At 73.5% G+C, this 21,028-nt stretch carries 23 protein-coding genes; 16 read left to right on the top strand and 7 right to left on the bottom strand.

What is annotated here, in order from left to right; translation table 11 throughout:
• Positions 1–9 precede the first annotated feature (9 nt).
• On the bottom strand, positions 10–615 hold the full coding sequence (locus ABZ808_RS07185) for a class I SAM-dependent methyltransferase (RefSeq protein WP_357002065.1): 606 nt from the start codon (positions 613–615) through the stop codon (positions 10–12).
• Between the two features lie 297 nt (positions 616–912).
• Between ABZ808_RS07185 and ABZ808_RS07180 the strand changes: the two genes are divergently transcribed.
• The 4 genes from ABZ808_RS07180 to ABZ808_RS07165 all read left to right on the top strand — a co-directional run bounded on the left by ABZ808_RS07180 (position 913) and on the right by ABZ808_RS07165 (position 4,709).
• Positions 913–1,950, top strand: a complete 1,038-nt coding sequence (locus ABZ808_RS07180) for a zinc-binding alcohol dehydrogenase (RefSeq protein ID WP_357002063.1) — start codon at positions 913–915, stop codon at positions 1,948–1,950.
• On the top strand, positions 1,951–2,772 hold the full coding sequence (locus ABZ808_RS07175; protein WP_357002060.1) for a sugar phosphate isomerase/epimerase family protein: 822 nt from the start codon (positions 1,951–1,953) through the stop codon (positions 2,770–2,772).
• Entirely contained in the window at positions 2,769–4,106 is a 1,338-nt protein-coding gene (locus ABZ808_RS07170) for a hypothetical protein (protein ID WP_357002057.1), read from the top strand. Before ABZ808_RS07175 ends, ABZ808_RS07170 begins: the two co-directional genes overlap by 4 nt.
• Positions 4,107–4,175: 69 nt before the next feature.
• Positions 4,176–4,709 carry a DUF2267 domain-containing protein gene (locus ABZ808_RS07165; RefSeq protein ID WP_357002055.1) on the top strand — a complete coding sequence of 178 codons (534 nt, stop codon included), beginning with the start codon at positions 4,176–4,178 and terminating at the stop codon, positions 4,707–4,709.
• A 109-nt stretch (positions 4,710–4,818) separates the two neighbouring features.
• Here the strand turns inward: ABZ808_RS07165 and ABZ808_RS07160 are convergent, their stop codons facing one another.
• Both ABZ808_RS07160 and ABZ808_RS07155 read right to left on the bottom strand, forming a co-directional pair.
• Positions 4,819–6,228 carry a hypothetical protein gene (locus tag ABZ808_RS07160; protein WP_357002053.1) on the bottom strand — a complete coding sequence of 470 codons (1,410 nt, stop codon included), beginning with the start codon at positions 6,226–6,228 and terminating at the stop codon, positions 4,819–4,821.
• Between the two features lie 51 nt (positions 6,229–6,279).
• The gene (locus ABZ808_RS07155; protein WP_357002051.1) at positions 6,280–6,795 is read right to left on the bottom strand and encodes an NUDIX domain-containing protein; all 516 of its coding nucleotides are present in this window, start codon (positions 6,793–6,795) and stop codon (positions 6,280–6,282) included.
• 126 nt (positions 6,796–6,921) lie between these two features.
• Here ABZ808_RS07155 and ABZ808_RS07150 point away from each other — a divergent pair, with 126 nt between their 5' ends.
• Positions 6,922–7,413, top strand: coding sequence for a type II toxin-antitoxin system PemK/MazF family toxin (locus tag ABZ808_RS07150; RefSeq protein ID WP_357002049.1), 492 nt, complete (start codon positions 6,922–6,924; stop codon positions 7,411–7,413).
• Between the two features lie 272 nt (positions 7,414–7,685).
• Here ABZ808_RS07150 and ABZ808_RS07145 read toward each other — a convergent pair whose 3' ends face one another.
• The gene (locus ABZ808_RS07145) at positions 7,686–8,330 is read right to left on the bottom strand and encodes a GGDEF domain-containing protein (protein ID WP_357002047.1); all 645 of its coding nucleotides are present in this window, start codon (positions 8,328–8,330) and stop codon (positions 7,686–7,688) included.
• A 268-nt stretch (positions 8,331–8,598) separates the two neighbouring features.
• Here ABZ808_RS07145 and ABZ808_RS07140 point away from each other — a divergent pair, with 268 nt between their 5' ends.
• From ABZ808_RS07140 to ABZ808_RS07115, 6 genes are all read left to right on the top strand, one after another.
• Complete coding sequence (locus tag ABZ808_RS07140; protein ID WP_357002044.1) at positions 8,599–8,838, top strand: DUF397 domain-containing protein; 240 nt, start codon at positions 8,599–8,601, stop codon at positions 8,836–8,838.
• Between the two features lie 137 nt (positions 8,839–8,975).
• Positions 8,976–9,863: a helix-turn-helix transcriptional regulator gene (locus ABZ808_RS07135; RefSeq protein WP_357002042.1), complete on the top strand. Its 888-nt coding sequence runs from the start codon at positions 8,976–8,978 to the stop codon at positions 9,861–9,863.
• A 252-nt stretch (positions 9,864–10,115) separates the two neighbouring features.
• Complete coding sequence (locus ABZ808_RS07130) at positions 10,116–11,180, top strand: LacI family DNA-binding transcriptional regulator (RefSeq protein ID WP_357002039.1); 1,065 nt, start codon at positions 10,116–10,118, stop codon at positions 11,178–11,180.
• Between the two features lie 2 nt (positions 11,181–11,182).
• Positions 11,183–11,386, top strand: a complete 204-nt coding sequence (locus tag ABZ808_RS07125; protein ID WP_357002036.1) for a hypothetical protein — start codon at positions 11,183–11,185, stop codon at positions 11,384–11,386.
• 124 nt (positions 11,387–11,510) lie between these two features.
• Positions 11,511–13,016, top strand: coding sequence for a protein kinase (locus tag ABZ808_RS07120; RefSeq protein WP_357002033.1), 1,506 nt, complete (start codon positions 11,511–11,513; stop codon positions 13,014–13,016).
• Between the two features lie 33 nt (positions 13,017–13,049).
• Positions 13,050–13,685 carry a histidine phosphatase family protein gene (locus ABZ808_RS07115; protein ID WP_357002031.1) on the top strand — a complete coding sequence of 212 codons (636 nt, stop codon included), beginning with the start codon at positions 13,050–13,052 and terminating at the stop codon, positions 13,683–13,685.
• A gap of 42 nt (positions 13,686–13,727) precedes the next feature.
• Here ABZ808_RS07115 and ABZ808_RS07110 read toward each other — a convergent pair whose 3' ends face one another.
• Both ABZ808_RS07110 and ABZ808_RS07105 read right to left on the bottom strand, forming a co-directional pair.
• Positions 13,728–14,225, bottom strand: a complete 498-nt coding sequence (locus tag ABZ808_RS07110) for a DinB family protein (RefSeq protein ID WP_357002029.1) — start codon at positions 14,223–14,225, stop codon at positions 13,728–13,730.
• A gap of 26 nt (positions 14,226–14,251) precedes the next feature.
• On the bottom strand, positions 14,252–15,043 hold the full coding sequence (locus tag ABZ808_RS07105) for a helix-turn-helix transcriptional regulator (RefSeq protein WP_357002812.1): 792 nt from the start codon (positions 15,041–15,043) through the stop codon (positions 14,252–14,254).
• A gap of 95 nt (positions 15,044–15,138) precedes the next feature.
• On the opposite strand from ABZ808_RS07105, the gene ABZ808_RS07100 reads away from it, so the two are divergent.
• Entirely contained in the window at positions 15,139–15,480 is a 342-nt protein-coding gene (locus ABZ808_RS07100) for a DUF1330 domain-containing protein (protein ID WP_357002027.1), read from the top strand.
• Between the two features lie 21 nt (positions 15,481–15,501).
• Here the strand turns inward: ABZ808_RS07100 and ABZ808_RS07095 are convergent, their stop codons facing one another.
• Positions 15,502–16,170 carry a carbon-nitrogen hydrolase family protein gene (locus tag ABZ808_RS07095; RefSeq protein WP_357002025.1) on the bottom strand — a complete coding sequence of 223 codons (669 nt, stop codon included), beginning with the start codon at positions 16,168–16,170 and terminating at the stop codon, positions 15,502–15,504.
• Between the two features lie 112 nt (positions 16,171–16,282).
• Between ABZ808_RS07095 and ABZ808_RS07090 the strand changes: the two genes are divergently transcribed.
• From ABZ808_RS07090 to ABZ808_RS07075, 4 genes are all read left to right on the top strand, one after another.
• Entirely contained in the window at positions 16,283–17,074 is a 792-nt protein-coding gene (locus tag ABZ808_RS07090; RefSeq protein ID WP_357002023.1) for a DedA family protein, read from the top strand.
• Positions 17,075–18,026: 952 nt separating this feature from the next.
• Positions 18,027–18,584 carry a hypothetical protein gene (locus tag ABZ808_RS07085; RefSeq protein WP_357002021.1) on the top strand — a complete coding sequence of 186 codons (558 nt, stop codon included), beginning with the start codon at positions 18,027–18,029 and terminating at the stop codon, positions 18,582–18,584.
• A 496-nt stretch (positions 18,585–19,080) separates the two neighbouring features.
• Positions 19,081–19,500, top strand: a complete 420-nt coding sequence (locus ABZ808_RS07080) for a protein-tyrosine phosphatase family protein (RefSeq protein WP_357002019.1) — start codon at positions 19,081–19,083, stop codon at positions 19,498–19,500.
• A 185-nt stretch (positions 19,501–19,685) separates the two neighbouring features.
• Positions 19,686–21,026, top strand: coding sequence for a D-alanyl-D-alanine carboxypeptidase (locus ABZ808_RS07075; RefSeq protein WP_357002016.1), 1,341 nt, complete (start codon positions 19,686–19,688; stop codon positions 21,024–21,026).
• Positions 21,027–21,028 lie beyond the last annotated feature (2 nt).

The raw sequence follows: 21,028 nt of genomic DNA, 5'->3' as shown, positions 1-21,028 counted from the left end.
ACCCAGGTGTCAGCCGGCCGGGCGGCGCAGGACGCTGACCGCGAAGTCCGCGTCGTCGCGCCACGGGCGCAGGTCCCAGGTGGCGAAGCGGTGCTCCAGGCGCAGCCCGGCGGCGACCGCGTCGGCGTCGAACGCGGTCAGCGGGTAACCGCGCTCGGTGCCGAAACCCACCGCCAGCACACCGTCCGGGCGCAGGTGCCCGGCGATGCGGCGCAGCACCTCCGGCTCGGTGCCGGCGGCCACGAAGGCGAGCACGTTGCCCGCCAGGACCGCCGCGTCGAACGGCTCCGCCTCGCCGAGCGCCGGCAGGTCCAACTCGGCCAGGTCGGCGACCAGCCAGTGCGGGCCGGGGTAGTCGGCGCGGGCGGCGTCGACCAGCGCGGGGTCGGCGTCGACACCGACCACGGTGTGCCCCCGCTGGGCCAGGGCCGCGCCGACGCGCCCGGTGCCGCTGCCGGCGTCGAGGATCCGCGATCCGGGCGCGACAAGCGTGTCCACCAGACGGGCCTCGCCGGCCAGATCCGCGCCCTCGGCCGCGAGTTTGCGGAACCGCTCGATGTACCACTGCGAGTGCTCGGGGCCGGTGTCGGTCGCCCAGCGGGTCGGGTTGGCCATACGGTCACGGTAGCCGGGCCGACCGGGGCGCGACGGGCGACCCGGAGCAGCCGGCCCGGCCACCGTGGCGGCTCAGCCCTTCTCGGCGCCGCTGGTCAGCCCCTCGGTGAGCAGCCGCTCGCTGGCGAAGAAGAGGATGACGGAGAGTAATGGGAGAGTGTCCGCCTCGGAGGTGCTGACATCGGTGGCACTCCTCTCGAAGGGTACATGCCGGATTCAACGCCTTCGATTGATCAATGACAAGACATATGGCGATTTTTTGCTATCCTGGAGCCCAGTGCTACCGGGATGTGACACATGGGCAACTGGGTCGTCTCCCTCGCCGGGCCTCGGCAGATCAGCCTTGAGCCCTGCCCACCGGATCCGCTCGGCCCCGGCCAGGTCCGGGTCCGCACCTGCTACTCGGGCATCTCCGCCGGCACCGAGCTGACCCTCTACCGGGGCAGCAATCCCCGGCTCAGCAAAGACTGGGACGACGCCGCCCGGATGTTCGTCCCCCGGCAGACCCCGGTGCCCTACCCGCTGATCGGCTTCGGCTACGAGGAAGTCGGCGAGGTCGTCGAGGTGGCACCGGAGGTCACCGACCGGCACCCGGGGCAGTTGGTGTGGGGCATCTGGGGGCACCGGGCCGAGGCCGTGCTCGCCGCCGGCGCGGTCCGTCCGCTGCCCGCCGACCTGGACCCGCTCGCCGCGGTCTTCGCCCGGCCGGGTGCCATCGCGCTGACCGCCGTGCTCGCCGCCGACCTGCACCTCGGCGACTGGGTGGGCGTCTTCGGGCAGGGCGTCATCGGCCTGCTCGCCACCCGGCTCGCCGTCCTCTCCGGGGCCCGGGTGGTGGCCGTCGACCGGGTGCCCGACCGACTGGAGCACGCGGCCCGCTACGGCGCACGGGCCACAGTGGACGCCGACGCCGAATCCGCCGCCACCGTTCTGCGCCGGGCCACCGACGGCCGGGGCGCGGACGTCTGCCTGGAGCTGTCCGGGGCGTACCCGGCGCTGCACGAGGCGATCCGGTCCACGGCGCACGCCGGCCGGGTCGTGGCCGCCGGCTTCTACCAGGGCCAGGCCGACGGGCTCGGCCTCGGTGAGGAGTTCCACCACAACCGCATCCAGTTGGTGGCCGCCCAGGTCTCCGGCCCCACCCCCGCGCCGAGCATGGCCGGCCGGTGGACCGGCGACCGGGTGGCGCAGACCTTCATGGAGCTGGTGGCTGAGCATCGGGTCGACCCGTTGCCGCTGGTCAGCCACATCGTCGACGCCAGTGCGGTCGCCGACGCCCTCGCGCTGCTCGACAGCGGCGCCGGTGACGTCCTCCAAGTGGTGTTGAGGTTCTAGATGACCACCATCGCGCTGGCCTGCCAGGAACAGCTCCTGCCGGGCACCGACCTGATCCAGAAGTACGCCCTCGCCACCGCCCTCGGCTACCAGGGCATTGAGCTACGCGGGCGCGGCGACGGCGCGTTCGCCCGCCGGCTTCCCGAGCTACGCCGGGCCCGCGCCGCCGGGGTGGTGATGCCCACCGTCTGCGTCGAGATGGACCACTTCATCGGCGACTTCGACCCGGCCCGCTCCGCCGACGCGGTCCGCAACCTGCGCTCCCAACTGTCGGTGATCGCCGAGCTGGGCGGCGTCGGGGTGATGACCCCGGCGTCCTGGGGGATGTTCTCGCGGCGGCTGCCGCCGTTCGAGCCACCGCGCCCGCCCGCCGGCGACCGGCTGGTGCTCCTGGACGCCCTCGGCGAGTTGGGCGCGCACGCCCGCGCCGAGGGAGTCACCCTCTTTCTCGAACCCCTCAACCGGTACGAGGACCACATGGTCAACCGTCTCGACGAGGCTGTCGCCCTCTGCGCTGCGGTCGGCCTGCCCTCGGTCCGGGTGGTCGCCGACACCTTTCATATGAACATCGAGGAGGACGACGTGCACCGGGCGCTGCGCGCCGCCGCGCCGTACCTCGGGCACGTGCAGGTCAGCGACTCCAACCGCTACCAGCCGGGCGCCGGGCACCTGGACTGGCCGGCGCTCGTGCGGACTCTCCTGGAGCTGGACTACCGGGGCTGGCTGGCGCTGGAGTGCCGGCTGCGCGGCGACCCGGTGCGGGCCCTGCAACAGGCCGCCACGGTGCTGCGGCACGCGCTGCCCCGGCGGGCCGCGGCATGACCGCCGCCCCGGCGCGCACCGGCGGTCCGGCCGATCTCGCCGGGCTGCGCCGACTCGCCGCCGCCACCCTCGACGCCAATTGGGAACACGACCACACCGTGCCGTCGCGCACCCTCTATCCCCACCAGTGGAGCTGGGACTCGGCGTTCATCGCGATCGGCCTGGCCCACGTCCGTCCCGAGCGGGCCTGGCAGGAGCTGGCGAGTCTGTTCAGGGCGCAGTGGGCCGACGGGCGGGTGCCGCACATCGTGTTCAACCCGGCGCTGCGCGTCGGGGCGTACTTCCCCGGCCCGGAGTTGTGGCGCTCCGCCGACGCGCAGGGCTCGCCGGCCGTGCACACCTCCGGCCTGGTCCAGCCGCCGGTGCACGCGCTCGCCGCGTTGCTGGCGTACCGGCGGGCACCCGGGCAGGCCGGCCTGGCCGCGCTGCACCGGCTCTACCCGGCGTTGGTCGCGCAGCAGCGCTATCTGGCCGACCACCGGGACGTGGCCGGTGACGGGCTGATCTGCGTCGTGCACCCGTGGGAGTCGGGCCTGGACAACAGTCCCGCGTGGGACGAGCCGATGGCCGCGGTGCCGGCCGAGGCGGCGGTCATGCGCGCGTACCGTCGGCACGACACCGCGCACGCCGACGCCGCGCACCGCCCCACGGACCTGGACTACGCGCGTTACCTGGCGATCGTCGCGGCCTACCGCGACCACGGCTACGCCGACCGCGCGCTGGCCGACCATCCCTTCCTGGTGGAGTGCCCGCTGTTCAACGCCGCCTTCGGGGCCGCCGAACACGCCCTCGCCGAGATCGCCGCGCTGATCGGCGCCGACCCCGAGCCGCACCGGGTCCGCGCGGGCCGGATCACCGAGGCATTGGTACGTCGGCTGTACGACCCGGTCAACGGCACCTTCCAGCCCCGCGACGTGCGCGCCGGCCGGCTGCTCGGCGCGCGTACCGTGCTCGGGCTGACGCCGCTGATCCTGCCCGACCTGCCCGCCCGGCAGGTTGACGCGCTGGTCGTCGAGGCACGGTCGGCGCGCTTCGGGGTGGCCGCGCGGATGGACCGCCCGCTACCGAGCCACGACCGGACCGCGCCCGACTTCGAGCCGCTGCGCTACTGGCGCGGGCCGAGTTGGCTGAACATCGGCTGGCTGGTGCGGCGCGGGCTGCTCGCGCACGGGCACCCGGCGTTGGCGTCCGGGCTGCGCCGGTCGATGATCGGGCTGGTCGCCGGGGCGGGCTGCCACGAGTACTTCCACCCGGACACCGGCGCCGGGCTGGGCTCACCGGCGTTCGGCTGGACCGCCGCGCTGCTGCTCGACCTGCTGGCCGACGAGCCCTGACCGTGAGCCTGCGGACTCCCGCGCTGCCGGTGCCGTTTGCCGGCACCGGCCGTGGGTAACCGCCCGGGCGTGACCGACAGCCTGGGCGGCGACGGGTTCCCGCGCTTCATCGAGGCGGTGTCCCGACGGTCCGGCCTACCGACCGAGCAGGCCGCCGCGCTCGCCCGCGCGGTGCTCCAGACGATGGCCGAACGAGTCACCGGCGGCGTGCCCGACGACCTCGTCGGGCACCTCCCCGATGAGGTGGACGGCTACCTGGACGGCGCCGTGCCGAGCCCGCCTTCGGGCCCGACCGGCCTGCCTTCGGACCTGACTCCGGGCCCGGCCAGCGGCGTCGATGGGCTCGACACCGGCGTCGGCCTCGACGTCGGTGGGCCTGCTGCGACCCGGCCGCCGGTGGACGCTGGGCCGGCGGAGTTTCTTCGCCGGGTGGGCCAGCGAGCCGGCGTGGACCCGGTTACGGCAGGGGCCGGCACCGGCGCGGTCTTCGCGACCCTGCGCGAGGCGGTCACGGTGGGGGAGTTCCGGCAGATGGTCGCGCGACTGCCCCGCGACGATGACGGCGGTGCCGCGCCCGTTTCGCCCGACCCGTACGGGCCCTGATTCGTCGCGAATGCCGCCGGCGCGGCCGGCGCGTCGAGATCCACTCCAGATCGGCGATGTCGCGGCATCCAGGCAATCGGATACCGCCATGTCGGCGACCTGGAGTCGATCACGCGCGACGCGAGGCCGAGCCGGGACGTCGGTCCGGATCTGGGGCGGCGTCGGAGAGTTCCTCGGGCTCGGCGACCCAGGCGGAGAAGACCGGCACCCCGTGCCACGGCCCGGTGGTCCCGTCCGGCCGGCGTTCGGTGGCGACGGCCACGACGGCGTACGGGTGGCCGAAGCGCAACTCGGCGGTGCGTGCCACGCCCTCCGGCGGGAGGCTGACCGTCCCGAACATGCCGGTCACCGCCGCCGCCTCGAAGCCGTACCGGTCGTAGCGGGCCATCGCCACCTGCCGCGCCTCGAAGCCCTGTGCCGGCTGGGCGAGCGCTCGCGCCAGCGCCGCCGTGGCGGCCGGGAAGCCCAGCGACTCGGCGGTGAGGTCGTGCTCGCTGCGCGCCGACCAGCAGGGAAGCACCGCGCTGTGCCGCTCCTCGCGGCCGTCGCGGGCCCGGGTCCGGACTCGCTCCTCCCGGATCGTCCACAGCGGAGCGTCGCCGAGCGGCAGGTCGAACAGCGACCGCCGGCCGGCCGGTTGCGCGCCGTCGGCCGCGCCGGCGCTGAGGTGGTACGCGGTGGCCAGCACGTCGCCCGGCGGCACGTCCGGTGCGGCGGCGACCGACAGCACCACCAGCCCTGAGCCGTCGGCCGTCTGGGCTGGTGCCGCGTGCACGATCACGTCACCGGCCCGCGTGGTCGTGGCGATGGCGCCGCGGTGACCGTGGCTCGGGCTGCGCAGGACGCGGCGCAGGTCGCGCGCCCAGACGCTGCCCGGGCCGAGCGCGCGGGCGTCGGTGACCTCGAACGGCTCGGCCCAGGAGATCCGGGTCGCGAGGGCGCTGGCCAGGGCGAACACCACGTCCGGGCTGACCTTCAGGGGGAACGTGTCGATCAGGCCGTCGGTGTGCTCGCGCGCCCACGCGTCCAACCCGGCCTGGTCGGGTAGCGCGCCGACCTCGGTCGTCGCCGGCAGGGCCGCCCGCCATCCGGCCGTACCGTCGAGGCCCCGGCCCGGTCGGGTCGCGGGCAGGGCCGCCCGCTGCCCGGCGGTACCGTCGAGGCCCCGGCCCGGTCGGTGCCAGAGCGCGGTGGCGGACGCGACCAGCGGGTGCGGCGCGTCCAGCAGCGCGCGGGCGACCTGCGCCGCGCTGGCCAGGTCCGTGCCCAGGGCCGCCGCCAGCTCCGCAGCCACCGTCTCGCGCTCGCCCGCCACCGCAGGCGCGCCGGGCACCGTGGGGTCGCCGGCCGTGTCGGGCACGCCGGCGTGCTCGGCTGTCGGGTCGGGGTTGGACGCCGCCGCGCTGAGGGCGAGCAGCAGCCAGGCACCGAGGGGGGAGGCGACGTGGTGCCGGTCGCCGATCGTGGCGTGCAGGCGCTCGGCGTACGCGCAGAGCGGCCCGTGCAGGTCGGTCGTCATGCCCCCACTCTGCCCGCCGCCGCCCGCTCCGGCATCCTCACCGACCCTGGTTCACGACCACAGCTCGAACGGCTCGTCGATGGTCTCGCCGGCCAGGAAGGGTGTGATGAGCTGGGGGAGTTGCCCGGGGTAGAAGCGTTCCCGGCTGGCCACCACCTCCGAAAGCGGCCACCAGCGGAAACCGAAGTAGTCCTCCCGCTCGTAGTCGAGCCGGTCCGCCTCGTCCACGTCCGGCCCGGGGCCGGCGAGCCGTACCGCGACGATGACCTCGTCCTGGACGTGGCGCAGCTGGCGGTGCAGGAAACTCGCCCGTCGTCGCCAGGTCGGCGCACCCACCTGGTCGGCGGTGACCACGATGCCGGTCTCCTCGCGGAGTTCCCGTACCGCCGTGTCGCGGTACGTCTCACCGGGGTCCATGCCGCCGCCGGGAAGCTCCCACCAGGTGCCGAGTCGGGGATGGTCCGGGTCGCGGGTGTGGAACAGCAACACCCGGTCGCCGCCGTCACAGACCACCACGCGCACCGCGCGTCGCTCCCACACGGGCAGGTCGTCGGGCAGCTCGGTCATCGGGCCAGTCTGCCGCAGCGCCGCCCGTCTCCGCCGCAGCGCCGACCAGCCCTGCCGTAGCGCCGCCTCCAGTCGCCCGTAGCGCCGCCTCCGGTCGCCCGCAGCGAGGCCGGTAGGCTGCCCGCCGTGGCTGGTCTGTTGAGGAACATGGCGCAACGCATCTCCCGGGTGGGCGCGGCTATCCCGTCGCCCCGACGGTCCGGGCCGGCCCCCGCGCGGGTGGCCCGTCCCCGGCAGGTCAACGCGTTGCAGCGGCGGGAGCTGACGTACGCCCCCGAGCAGGACGGTCAGGCCGACCCCGGGGAAATCGTCTGGACCTGGGTGCCGTACGAGGACGACCCCCGCCAGGGCAAGGACCGCCCGGTGCTGGTGGTCGGGAGGCACAGCCGGACGCTGTTCGGGCTGATGCTGTCCAGCCAGAGTGACCGGGACGGGCAGCGGCACTGGTTCGCGCTCGGCCCCGGCGAGTGGGACCGGGACAACCGGCCCAGTTGGGTCCGGCTGGACCGGGTGCTCACCATGCGCGAGGACAGCATCCGTCGGGAGGGCGCTGTGCTGGACCGGCCTCGGTTCGACCGGGTCGGGCAGGCGCTGCGCGCCGGTTACGGCTGGCGCTGACCGTACCCCGGTGAAAGCCGGTCAGGCCGTCTCGCGGCTCGGGCCGACGGCGGCGTCCTGGGCCTCCGGCGGCGTCCTGGGCCTCCGGCGGCGTCCTGGGCCTCCGGCGGGGGGTACGGCTGCTCGGCGAGCAGCCGGGCCAGGTGCGCGCTGTTGAGGGCCAGGGCATTCGTGGTGCGACCGGTGGTGTCGGGCTTGGGGCCGGCGTCGCGGTAGTCCACCGTGTGCAGTGCCTCGCCGACCCGGTAGGGGACGTCAGGACGGTCAGCGCGCTACACCAGGCGGGTGCGGTCGGTGAGTTGGTGGGCCGGCCGGGCGCCGGAGAGGCTCTTCGCCTGGTACATGGCCGCGTCGGCGCGGCTGAGCGCCTCGGTGAGTTGGGCGGGGCCGGTCACCGGGGCGAGCCCCACGGAGGCGGTCACCCGGACGCTGCACCCGCTGAGCCGGATCGGTGCGGCGACGGTCTCGCTGAGCCGTCGGGTGGCGTGCTCGATCCAGCGCCGGTCGATGGTCGGGCTGGCGAGCAGGCCGGCGAACTCGTCGCCGCCGAGGCGGGCGACGAGGTTGTCCCCGGCGAAGCCGGCCAGTCGGTCGGCGACGCTGATCAGCACCTGGTCACCGGCGGCGTGCCCGTACCGGTCGTTGATCTGCTTGAAGTCGTCGAGGTCGAGCACGATGGCGATCAGCGGTTGGCCTGCGGCGTCGGTGAGGAGAGCGGCCGCGAGCCGGTAGAAGGCCCGCCGGTTCGGTAGCCCGGTGAGTGGGTCGTGGCTGGCGGCGTGCCGTTCCGCGGCGAGCTCGGCCTGGAGGTGCTCGATCTCGGCCTCGGCCCGCAGCGCCCGTCGACGCAGTTGCCAGGAGGACAGCAGCGCTCCCGCCGCACAGATGCCGGAGGCGACACTCATCGGATCCGGCACGAGACCTCCCATCGCCGCGACCGCCTCCAGCCGTCGGTCGACGCGGCGCGGTTGCCGCGTCGGGCCCAGTTGTCCCCGTTGGCGCCCCAGTTGGGGTCACTCAAAGTGAACGGATAAGCACCGATCACGTGCGTTATCATGCTCGCCGTCCGGTGCAGATGCAATAGCAGATGCACGTGCAGAACTGTCCGTCGTTGATACCGCACCCTCGCCGTCACCGCTCCTCCCCACGGGCATCGGCGGGCTCGTGACCAGAAAGACGCCTCTCATGCAGCAGCCACCCAATGGCGTTCCGATCCATCAGTTGCCCCCGCTGAGCTGGCAGAAAAGTCGTCGCAGCAACCCGAGCGGCAACTGCGTCGAAATCGCCGAACTGCCCGGGGGGGCGGGCATCGCCGTCCGCAACTCGCGGCATCCGGAGGGGCCGGCCCTGATCTACACAGTGGACGAGATCGCGGCCTTCGTGCTCGGCGCCCGCGACGGAGACTTCGATCATCTGATCAACTGAGCGGTCGGACAGGCCGTCCCGGGGATGGGACTGAATCGCCGGCCCGGAGGAGTACATCTCACTGTTGGTCCATGGCATGCTTACACGTCGGCCGGGCCGGATGCCCGACCCTGTGGTCGGTATGCGGAGGTCCGCACGTGACGATGGTTCCCGCCGAGGGCGGCCCGACAACCGGGCCAACCGTGCTGCGCATGTTGCTCGGTGCCCAACTGCGCCGGCTGCGGGAAGCCAGCGGGGTGACCCGCGAAGGCGCCGGCTGGGAGATCCGGTCCTCTGAGTCGAAGATCAGTCGAATGGAGCTGGGTCGCGTCGGCTTCAAGGAACGCGACGTGTCTGACCTGCTCACCCTGTACGGCGTCACGGACGGGCAGGAGCGCGACGCGCTGCTCAAGCTCGCCCGGGATGCCAACAGCCCCGGCTGGTGGCACCGCTACGGCGACGTCCTGCCCAGCTGGTTCCAGTCCTATCTGGGCCTGGAGGCGGCGGCCGCGCTGATCCGCAGCTACGAGGTGCAATTCGTACCCGGCCTGTTGCAGACCCGGGAGTACGCCCGCGCGGTCGTCCTGCTCGGGCACGGCACGGCGGACGCGGCCGAGATCGAACGCCGGGTGGCGCTGCGGATGCAACGTCAGCAACTGCTGCGCCGCGACGATCCACCGCAGCTCTGGGCCGTGGTGGACGAGGCGGCGCTCCGCCGTCCGATCGGCGGTGTCGAGGTGATGCGCGGGCAGGTCGAGGCGCTCATCGAGGCGACCCGGTCGCCCCACATCCGGCTCCAGGTCATCCCGTTCGCGGCCGGCGGCCACGCGGCGGCCGGCGGTGCCTTCACCATCCTGCGCTTCGGCGACCAGGAGTTGCCCGACATCGTCTACATCGAACAGCTCACCAGCGCCATCTACCTGGACAAGCGCGACGACCTCGACTATTACGCCGTGGCCATGGAGCGCCTCTGTGTCGAGGCCGAGCCGCCGGAGCGCACCCCGGAGATCCTCGGCCGGCTGCTGAAGGACGCCTACCCGGAGTGACGGGGCGGGCCCGCGGTCTCAGGCGTCCGTGCCGTCGTAGCGTGCTCGGGCCTCGTGCACCTCGGCGATGTGCGACTCGGCCCACGCCCTGATCGCCCGCTGCGCCGGAAACAGGCTCTCGCCCAGCGGCGTCAGCCGGTAGCCGTCTGGTGCTGGTGCCGTGACGCGCCGGACTGTGGCATTGACCGATGCCGACCCGTGACGCTAGTCTCTGGATCGATACAGTTCTGAATCGATGCAGAGAGGTGCCGGGTGAAGCCAACACTGCAAGCCGTGGCGGAGGCGGTCGGTGTCTCCCGCAGCACCGTGTCCAACGCCTACAGCCGTCCCGACCAGCTCTCCGCAGCCCTGCGCGAGCGGATCCTCGACGCCGCCCGCCAGCTCGGCTACCCCGGTCCCAACCCCACCGCCCGATCCCTGCGACGTGGCTTCGTCGGCTCGATCGGGGTGCTGTTCACCTCGCAGCTGTCGTACGCCTTCACCGACCCCTTCGCGATTCGCTTCCTCGCTGGCGTGAGTGGTGCCGCCGAGCGGCACGGCACCAGCATGTTGCTCGTGCCGCTGCCGCCGGGGCAGACCGACGCCCGACGGGCGGTGGAGAACGCCGCCGTCGACGGCTTCTGCGTCTACTGCGTGGCCGACGAGGAATGGGCGCTGGACGTGATCCGGGATCGCGGGCTGCCCTACGTCAGCACGGCTCCCCACGACGACGCCGGCGCAGACGAGCGGTTCGTCGGCATCGACGAGCGAGCCGCGGCGCACAGCGCCGCCGCGCACGTGGCCGGTCTCGGTCACCGCCGGGTGGCCCTGCTCGCCGACGGCGTGCTGCCCGACGCGCCGGCCGGCCCACTCACCCTGTCCGGGGTGCACGAGGTGTGGCACCCCACCACCCGCGGCCGGCTCGCCGGCTTCGCCGACGCGTTCGCCGAGGTCGGCGTCGGCTGGGCCGAGCTGACCCTGGTCAGCGCCCCGGGCAACAGCCGCCAGGCCGCGGCCGCCGCCGTCGCCGGGCTGTTCGACCGGCCCGCGCCGCCGACCGCCGTGCTCGCCGGCTCCGACGTGCTCGCCCTCGGCGTGCTCGACGCGCTGGCCCAGCGGCCGGGCGGCAACAACCCGCCGGTCTCGGTGACCGGGTTCGACGACGTTCCCGAGGCCGCGTCGGCCGGCCTCACCACCGTCCGGCAACCGGCCGAAGAAAAGGGCCGGATCGCCGCCGAACTGCTGCTCGACCCACCCACGGACCCCGCAGCCGGTCATGTGCTGCTGCCCACCGCACTCGTCGTCCGGGCCTCCACCGGACCTGTCCCGAGGAGTTGACCATGGAATTCCCGACCGGGTACGTCACCGCTCTCGACGCGATGAACCGACACATCAACTCGGCCCGACCGGACGCCCCGGTCCAGGTCGAGCGGCCCCGCCGGCCGTTGCTCGCCCCGACCCGCCAGGCCACCGCCGGCGCCCTGCGCCGGCTGGCCGACCGGATCCAGCCGCGACCGCTGCCGGCCACCACCCACTGCTCCTGACCAGCTCGCCAGGCCCGGTGCCACCCGCATAACCCCTCATATTTCGGTACGCACGGGATGAGCGGGTACGCACCGGGCATCGCGGGTGGTCGAGCGGGGCATGGCCAGGCAAACTGGTGAGGCCATGTCACCGTTCACGCCCACTCTCCGTCTCCACGACCGCTACGTGCTGCACGAGCGGATCGGTCTCGGCGGCATGTCCGAGGTGTGGCGGGCCGACGACGAGGTGCTCGGCCGGCCCGTCGCGGTCAAGGTGCTCGCCGGGCAACTCACCGCCGACCCGCACCTGCGGGCCACCATCCGGCGCGAGGCCCGCGCGGCCGCCCGGCTGACCCATCCGCACGTGACCCAGGTGTACGACTACGCCGAGGCGACCCTGGCCGGCGGGGTCGTCGTGCCGTACCTGGTGATGGAGCTGGTCGAGGGGCACAACCTGGCCGACCGGATGCGCTCCGGGCCGATGCCCTGGCCGGAGGCCGTCCGGGTGGCCGGGCAGATCGCCGCCGCGCTGGCCGCCGCGCACCGCATCGGCGTCGTGCACCGGGACATCAAGCCCGGCAACGTCATGCTCACCGACACCGGCGCCAAGGTGCTCGACTTCGGCATCGCCGCGCTCGGCGGGCTCGACAGCCGGTCCGGCGAGCCGGTGATGGGCACACCCGCCTACTTCGCCCCCGAGCGCCTCGCCGCCGGCCCACCCGACCCGGCCAGTGACGTGTACGCCCTCGGCGCGCTGCTCTACCGCACCCTCACCGGCCGGGCGCCGCTGCCCGTACAGAGCTGGGAGGACGCGCTGGAGGTGCACCGCCAGCGCACCCCGGTGACGCCGCCGCGGGTGCCCGGCCTGCCCGCCGACATCGCCGAGCTGACCGTCGCGTGCCTCGCCGCCGACCCGGCCCGCCGGCCGAGCGCCGCGCGGCTCGCCCGCCGGTTCGGCGCCGCCCAGCCGGTCGAGCCACCCACCGCGCTGCTGCCGTCAGCCCACCCGCCCACCGAGATGCTGCGCGTCCCGCCGTCGGCCCAGGCAGCCCACCCGCCCACGCTGATCGACCGTTCGGCGGCCCCTCCGGCCCTCGCGCCGGAGGGTGTCGCACCCCGTCGGCGTCGGTCCCGTCGGCCGCTCGCCGTGTTGACCGCTGGCGGCCTCGCGGCCGTGGTCGGGCTCGGCGCGCTGCTCGCCCAGGGCCTCAACTCGTCCAGTTCCCCGCCGCTCGCCGGCCCGTCGGCGACCTCCACCCCGGCGCCCTCGGCCACCACACAGTCGCCGACGCCGGCAGCACCGTCCGCACCACCCTCCACCAGCAGCGCACCGACTCCGACCCTGACCCCGACTCCGGCCTTCGGCCAGCAGGTGCCGGTCAGCCTGCGGCAGGTGACCAGCGAGTTCGCCGCGGTGCTCGCCCAGGCCCTGGCGCGTGGCGACATCGACCGCAGGACCGCCGAGGACCTGCGTGACGACCTCGACGAGTTGGACCGTCGGCCGCGCGACCGGGCCAGAAACGTCGCCGACCTGCGGGAACGCATCGCCGAGCTGGTCGAGCGGCGTGAGCTGCCAGCGCGTACGGCAGCTCAGCTCGACGCTCTGCTCACCCAGGCCAACACCGTCTCCACCGGCCGCACCGACGACTGATCCATCTGCCTGCCTCACTGGCATGATGGTCCGATGCGGACACGGCTGATCTTCGTGCGGCACGGCGAGTCGGTCCACCAGGTCGACGGGGTCGTGGGCGGCCCGCACGGTTGCCGGGGGCTGACCGCGTTGGGCCACGACCAGGCACATCGGCTGGCTCGGCGGCTCGTCGACGACTACGGCGCCGACCGGCCGGCGGCGGTCTACTCGTCGGTGCTGCGCCGCACCGTCGAGACCGCGCAACCGATCGCCGAGGCGTTCGGCGTCCGCCCCGTGGCCGACTGCGGTCTGTGCACCTGGCACACGCCGCCGTACGCCGACGGGCTGCCGATCACCCGCTTCCGGGCCGAGCACGCCACAGTGGGCGGAGGGTTGTTCCGGCCGTTCGAGGACGGCAACGAGAGCTGGGCCGAACTGGTCGTCCGCGTCAGCCGCGCGATCACGGAGATCGCACACCGGCACCGCGACTCCACCGTTCTGCTGGTCGGCCACACCGCGACCGTCGAAGGGGCCTTCCACGCGCTCGCCGCCCAGCCGCTGCACCGGCCCTTCGACCTGGCGGTGGCGCCTGCCTCGATCACCGAATGGACCACCGACCACGACACCGGGGGCTGGCCCCCGGCCCGCTGGACGCTCCGGCGCTTCGGCGACACCCACGGCGTGGCCTGAAGCGCGCGTCCGGTCGTCCTCGACGATCGACGCGCGGCCGCCCTACTCGTTCAGGATCTGCTCCCGGAGGATCTCCGCGTGCCCGCAGTGCTGCGCCAGCTCGCGGAGCACGTGGAGATAGACCCAGCGCAGCGGCAACGGCCCTCGCCGGTTGCCGCGCAGCACGTCGTCCAGGCTCAGGGAGGCCGTCGCGAGGCGGGACGCCGCACACGCCTCGCGGTGTGCCCGCTGAATGCTGGCGATGGTGTCGCCGTCGTCGAGGAGGAACGAATCCTCCGAGTTCGCCGGGATGCCGATCTCCGAGCGGGACCGGCACGTGACGGCCTCGTCGAACCACACCTTCTCGACGAACGTGGCGTGCTTCACCAGGCCCAGCAGCGTCGTGCGGGACGGCACCAACGACCGGCGCGCCTGCTCCTCGGTCAACCCGTCCAGACAGCCGTCGAGCGCGCTGCGGTGCTCCTCTATGAACGCCTCGAACTGCGCCCGATCGGGCGCGTTGACCACGTCGATGGCGAAGGTCGGCGGAAAGGAGGTCATGCCCGAAGCCTAGGACCACCCGCCTGCTACCCGGCGAGGGCCCGCAGTGTTTCGGTGGTCGCCGGGTCGGCCGGGAAGAAGGCCTCGACGGCCAACCCGGCGACGGTGACGTCCAGCGGCGTACCGAAGAGGGTGGTGGTGCTGAGGAAGGACATCTCCTGGTCGTCGTGGCGATACCGGAGCGGGACGACGACGCGCGACACCGCCGCGCTGATCGGCGCCGTGCGGGAGTTGCCGCCGGGATAGCCGCGAAGCTCCTCGTGCAGGTCGTGCAGGATCGGGTCGTTGGTGGTCACGGCCTGCTGGCGCAGCCGGCTGAGCAGGTGGGCGCGCCACTGGGGCAGGTTGAGGATGCGCGGGGCCATGCCGTCGGGGTGCAGGCTGAGCCGCAGCACGTTGACCGGTGGGCTCAGCAGGTGGGGCGCGGCGCCGGCGGTGAACAGGGCGACGGCGGGATTCGCCTCGACGAGGTGCCAGTGCTGGTCGACCAGCAGCGCGGGGTACGGGCTGTGCCCGTCGAGGATCTGCCGTACGGCCGCACGCACCGGGCCCAGCTCCGGATCGGTCAGCTCGTGACTGGAGTAGGCGGGCGCGTAGCCCCCGGCGAGCAGCATCGCGTTGCGCTCGGCCAGCGGCATGTCGAGCTGCTCGGCCAGCCGCAGGAGCAGTTCCGGGCTGGGACGCGACCGGCCGGTCTCCACGAAGCTCAGATGCCGGGCCGACACCCCCGCCTCGATCGACAGGTCGAGCTGACTCATCCCGCGCGTTCGGCGCCAGTCGCGCAGCAGCTCCCCGACTGGTCGCGTGGGCCGGGCCATCGTCGTCACGCCTCGACCCTAGTGACCGCAGCGGCGCACCCACCATTACCCGCGAGGTAATCGACAGCGCGCCAGGACCCCGAAATCATCTCCTCATGACCGCGTACGCGCTTGCTCACCTGCGCACCACATCCACCCACCCCGACGTGCTGGAATACCTGAACCGCATCGACGCCACCCTCGCCCCCTTCGGCGGCCGGTTCCTCGTCCACGGCGGCGCCGTCGACGTCCTGGAGGGCAACTGGCCGGGCAACCTGGTGATCATCGAGTTTCCGGACCTGCCCAGCGCCCGATCCTGGTACGACTCCAGCGACTACCAGCAGATCAAGCCCCTGCGGACCCGGCACCTCGCCGGCGACGTGCTCCTGGTCGACGGAGTCGAGCCCGACCACAGCTCAGCCGAGCTGGCGGCCAGTCTGCTCCGCCGAAGGGGGTGACCGCCTGCTCCGCCGAAGCGGTCAGCCGATGTCGGCCCGGGTCAGCTCGCCGGGCTCGGTGCCCGCCCGGGCGTACACGTCACCGCCCGGCGACCAGATCGCGGACCCGCCGGCCGCCTCGGTGTAGCCACCGCCGGTCGACCCCGCGAAGCTCGCCACCGCCACCCAGACCCGGTGCGTCGTGGCGATCCGCCGTGCCCGCTCGTCGGTCACGGCGGCGTCGCGCGCCGACTCCAGCACGCCCGCCGCGTACACGTCTATCCCCAACGCGGCCGTCTCCGCCGCCTGCTCGGCGACGCCGGTGTCCTTGCAGATCGCCAGGCCCACCCGCCAACCGTCCACATCGAGCACCGCCGGCGCCCCGCCCGGCCGGAACCGGCGGGCCTCCGCGTCCCCCAGCCACATCTTGCGGTACGCCACCGTCACGCCGTCGCCGGTCACGGCCAGCGTCGCGATGTGCTCACCAGCGACCGGAGCGCCAGCGAGAGCGAGGGTGCCCGCCTCGGCGCACGCCTCGACCAGCGGCGCCAACCGGGGATCGTCGACCGACACGACCGGGCCGTCCAACTCGTACCCCGTCAGTGACAGCTCCGGAAAGACCACCACCCGGGCGCGCGCCGCGCGGACCGCGGCGGCGTGCGCCCGCGCGTTCTCTTCGACATCCAGGGGTACGCACGGAGGCTGCGCCACCGCGATCCGCAGCGGGGTACGGTCTTGCGCACCCCCTACGGCGCTGTCGGCCCGCTCGGCCGGACTGTCGCCCTCATGGTCGACTCTCAGGATCGCTTCGTAGCGTAGGGGCATGATTCGAACGTCCCACGCCGTGCTCGCCGCCGGAACCCCCATCGCTGCGGCCGAACCGCCCCAGGATGGCCTTGTCGGCTACGTCAGCGACCTGGTGGAACGGCTCGGCGGGCCGGGCGCCGGCCTGGCGGTGGCGTTGGAGAACCTGTTCCCGCCGATCCCCAGCGAGATCATCCTGCCGCTGGCCGGGTTCGTCGCCGCGCAGGGTCGGATCAGCCTGGTCGGTGCGATCTTCTGGACGACGCTGGGTTCGGTGGTGGGCGCACTGGCGCTCTACATGATCGGCGCGTCCCTGGGGCGGGACCGGATGCGCGCCATCGTGGAGCGGTTGCCGCTGGTGAAGCTCAGCGACGTGGACCGGACCGAGGCGTGGTTCCTCCGGCACGGCGTGAAGGCCGTCTTCTTCGGCCGGATGATTCCGATCTTCCGGAGTCTGATCTCCATCCCGGCCGGGGTGGAGCGGATGCCGGTGCGGATCTTCCTGCTCTACACGACGCTAGGCAGCCTCATCTGGAACACCACCTTCGTGCTCGCCGGCTACCTGCTCGGCGACAACTGGCACCTCGTCGAGGGGTACGTCGGAGTCCTCCAGAACCTGGTGATCGTGGCCTGCGTGGCGGCCGTCGCCTGGTTCGTCGGCTCCCGCGTGGTGCGGGCACGCCGCGCCGCCCGCAACCCCGAACCCACCGAGCCCGCCGAGCCCGCCGGCCTGGGGCAGCGCGGGGTGCCCGACCCGGGCGGTCGGGGAACCCTGTACCGCAGCGGCGGGTGGACCCCGAACGGACGCTGACGCCGTACCGTCACCCAGAGCCGGCAGTCGGGAGGATCTCGGCTGGCGGCACCGCGCAGCGCGCCGGTTGCCGGGCGGTCGGTCGGGACGTCAGCTATCAGCATCAGACGTCGTCGGCGTCCGACATCCGGCGTTCCGGGCGTCGGGCGTCATCGGGTCGTCGGGTCGTCGGTGCCGGGCATCAGGAGTGGTCGGGGTCGGGCGTCAGGGTGGGCGTCGTGCGTCGTGCGTCGTGCGTCGGGCAGAGTTGTCGCCTGCCTGTCGGGCTGGATCCACGCGCCCGATGCAGAAGTTTGTCCGGTATGGGCAGTTGTGGGGCGTTGGTGGCCCAGTACTTCAGCCGTCGTCCGGGTCTGGTTGGGCCGTCCCAAAGTTGATCGACTCCACATCGCCGATATCGGGGTATCCGGGTGCCGTCGATACACCGATATCGGCGATGTCGAGTGGATCACCCCTCGCACAGCCGGTCTGACCGGAACCGCACCACGCACGCCGGGCGGGATGTCTGATTATGGGTGGTTTCTGGGTGTGACCGGTGGCATCCTGAGGCCGGAATGGTGGCGGCCCCGGACGGGTTACATACCCTGACGATCGCAGCACCACCGGCCGCCGGCCCGCCCCGCACCCGGGGTTGGAATGCCAGGCCGGGCCCGGTCGTTGTAATCCCTACGACCGACCGCACCGGCTCGACGGGCCACCCCGGAATGACCTCGGCCCCTCGGTCGTTACATCCCCCACGACCGGCCGCACCGGTTCGGCGTGTGGATGGGCCGCCCCCCGGAATGTGCCTGGCCCGCCGGTCGTTACACATGGACCCGGCGCCACGAGCCCCCCGCCCGTAGGCCGCCGACGTTAAGACTTTCCCCCGTTTGTGCAGCGCCGGACGAGGTGCTCACACCCGCGCCACCGTCCCCTGGTGGGTGGGTGTTCTTACCCCCGAAGGAGCTAACCCATGAACACGATTATTCGTAAGAGTGTGCTGTCTGTTGCTGGTCTCGCGTTCGCCGGTGGTGTGTTCGCCGGTCCGATCGCCGCCCACGCCGCCACCCCGGCCGAGGGCAAGCCCGCCGCGGTCGCGGTCCAGACCGCCAAGCCGCAGGGCGAGCAGTCCCGGATTCCGCTGAACGATGAGCAGACCGCGAACGTGAAGGCGATCATCGCCGCGACGAAGAAGGCTGGTCTGCCGGAGCGGGCCGCGGTGATCTCGATCGCGACGAGTCTGCAGGAGTCGAAGCTGGAGAACCTGGGTCACCTGGGTGACCGTAACGACCACGACTCGCTGGGCCTGTTCCAGCAGCGCCCGAGCTCGGGTTGGGGTGCGCCGGAGCAGATCACCGACCCCGACTACTCCACCACCGCCTTCCTCAAGGGCCTCAAGCAGGTCGACGGTTGGCAGGACATGCCGCTGACCGACGCCGCGCAGACCGTGCAGGTCTCGGCCTACCCGGACGCCTACGCCCAGTGGGAGCAGCAGGCCGCCGACCTCGTCGGCCAGTACTGGAACAGCTGACCCCCGGCACCACGAGAGAACCGCTGGCCGGCACCCCGAACGCGGGGGGCCGGCCAGCGGCATGTCCGGGGTCTGGAGGCCAGGGCGTCGGCTTGGTGTGGGTCGGGTTGGCGCGCGACGCGTCGTTGGCTGGCGCGGGGTAGGTGGTTGGCCTTGCCGCGTCTGGTGCTGGCCACGAGATCTTGGACAGTTCCGTTTAGCAGGGCGGGCCCAGCTAACGGAAACTGTCCAAGATCGGCGTGGCGGCGTGGCGGCGTGGCGGCGTGGCGGCGTGGCGGCGTGGCGACCTGCACACCGACACCGGCGCCGCCCCCGACCCACTCCGGTCGGGGGCGGCGCTGTCTGTGCCCCGTGGCGGCGCCACGACGCCCCGGGAGCCCACGGCAGCACGGTGGCCGGGAGCCGATAGCGGCATGACGCCGGGGAGTCAGTGCGGCACGGTGGTCGGAGTTGATAGCGGCACGACGCCTGGCCCTGTTTGCGGCACAATGCTCGGGTGACTGTCGCTCAGCCCTGGTCTGAGCAGCCAGGTGTGCTCGTACTGCCCAGCGGGGCGCCGGTGCGCGGACGCCGCATCGCCGCGACCGCCTCGCCCGCCGACTTCGCCCTGTTGTTGGCGCCCGGCCCGGAGCCGGCCTGGCCGCACCGGCGGATCCGATGGCCGGACTTCTGGATACCGCTCGACCGGGCGGACGCGCTCGACGCCCTGCGGGACGTCCTGCGGCGGGCGCACGACGGTGAGCGCGTCGAGGTGGCCTGTCGGGGTGGGGTGGGCCGCACCGGTACGGCATTGGCCGCCTTGGCGATCCTTGACGGCCTGCCGGCCGAGCGGGTGGTGCCGTGGGTCCGGGCGGGCTACCACCCGAAGGCCGTGGAGGCCCCCTGGCAGCGGCGCTGGCTGCGCCGCGTCACCTGACCCACAGCCGCCAAACGCGCCGGACCGCCGCGCTAAAGCCGTCGTGCCGCCACCACCACCCGACGCCGTCGTGCGCCGGCCCGCGTCCCCGGGCCACCGCCGTCGTGCGTCGGCACCCGTCACCGCCGCCATCGTGCGGCGGCATCCGGTCCCGCCGGGCGATCTTGTTGACTAGGGTCGGGCACATGAGAGCTGCGCTGTTGGCGGCCACGGCGACCGTCGTCCTGCTCGCTCCCGCGCCGGTCACCGTCGCATCGGCCGCGCCCGCATCGACCGCGCCGGCAACGCAGGCCGCGCCGGCAACGCAGGCCGCGCCGGCAACGCAGGCCGCGCCGGCAACGCGGGCCGCGCCGGCAACGCGGGCCGCATCGGCCGCGCCGGTGGCCGCTGCCGCCACGGAGACCGCCGCCGTGCGGTGCCCGCGGGTGCCGGCGCCGGCGGTGTCCCGGCCGCCCCGGCCCACGCCCCCGCCCGACGTGCCCGAGCAGCGGACCGTCGGCGGCGCCGGGCTGGCCACCAGCGGTCTGGTCGTGCCGGCCGGCGTGGGCGCCCCGCCGGCGATCACGGCCACGTCGTGGCTGGTCGCCGACCTGGACACCGGGCAGGTGCTCGGGGGCTGCGGCCCGCACGAGTACGGCACCCCGGCCAGCGTGCAGAAGCTGCTGCTGGCGGCGACCATGATGCCCCGGCTCGACCCGAAGCAGATGGTCACCGTCACCGCGGCGGACATGAACATCGAGCCGGGTTCCTCCGCCGTCGGCCTGGTCGAGGGCGGCCGGTACACCATCGAGACCATCTGGCTGGGGCTGCTGCTCAACTCGGGCAACGAGGCGGCGAACGCGCTGGCCCGGCTGGGCGGCGGGTCCGACGGGGCGGCCGGCGGCGTCCGCGCCATGAACGAGCAGGCACACCGGCTCGGAGCGCTCCAGACGCACGCGGTCACCCCGTCCGGCCTGGACGGCAAGGGCCAGTTCACCAGCGCGTACGACCTGGCGCTGATCGCCCGGGCCTGCTTCGCGCAGCCGACCTTCCGGCGGTACGCGCTCACCGACCAGGCGACCATCCCGGCCCAGCCGGCGCAGCGCACCAAGGGTTTCCAGATCCAGAACGAGAACCAGCTCATCTACCGGTTCCCGGGTGCGCTGGGCGGCAAGACCGGCTTCACCGACCTGGCCCGGCACACGTACGTGGGTGCTGCGGAGCGCGACGGGCGGCGGCTCGTGGCGACGCTGCTGGGTGCCGAGCCGGCGCCGATGCGCGGCTGGGAGCAGGGCGCGGCCCTGCTGGACTGGGGTTTCTCGGTGCCCCGCGACGCCGCCGTGGGCCGGTTGGTCGAGCCGGGCGAGTTGACCGCCACGCCGTCGGCCCTGCCGTCCGCGCTGGCCGCACCCGGTGCGCCCAGACCGGCCGCGGCCAGTGGCCCGCACCCCGGCTCGGGATGGCTGTGGCTGGTGACCGCGGTGAGCGCTGCGGCGGTGCTGGTGCTGCTGGGCGGGCTGCTGTGGCGTCGCCGCCAACTGCCCTGACG

The organism is Micromonospora sp. NPDC047527, from assembly GCF_040643015.1.
Classification (GTDB): domain Bacteria; phylum Actinomycetota; class Actinomycetes; order Mycobacteriales; family Micromonosporaceae; genus Micromonospora.
The sequence above is the reverse complement of the archived record's forward strand: the minus strand, read 5'-3'. Positions and strand labels throughout refer to the sequence as shown.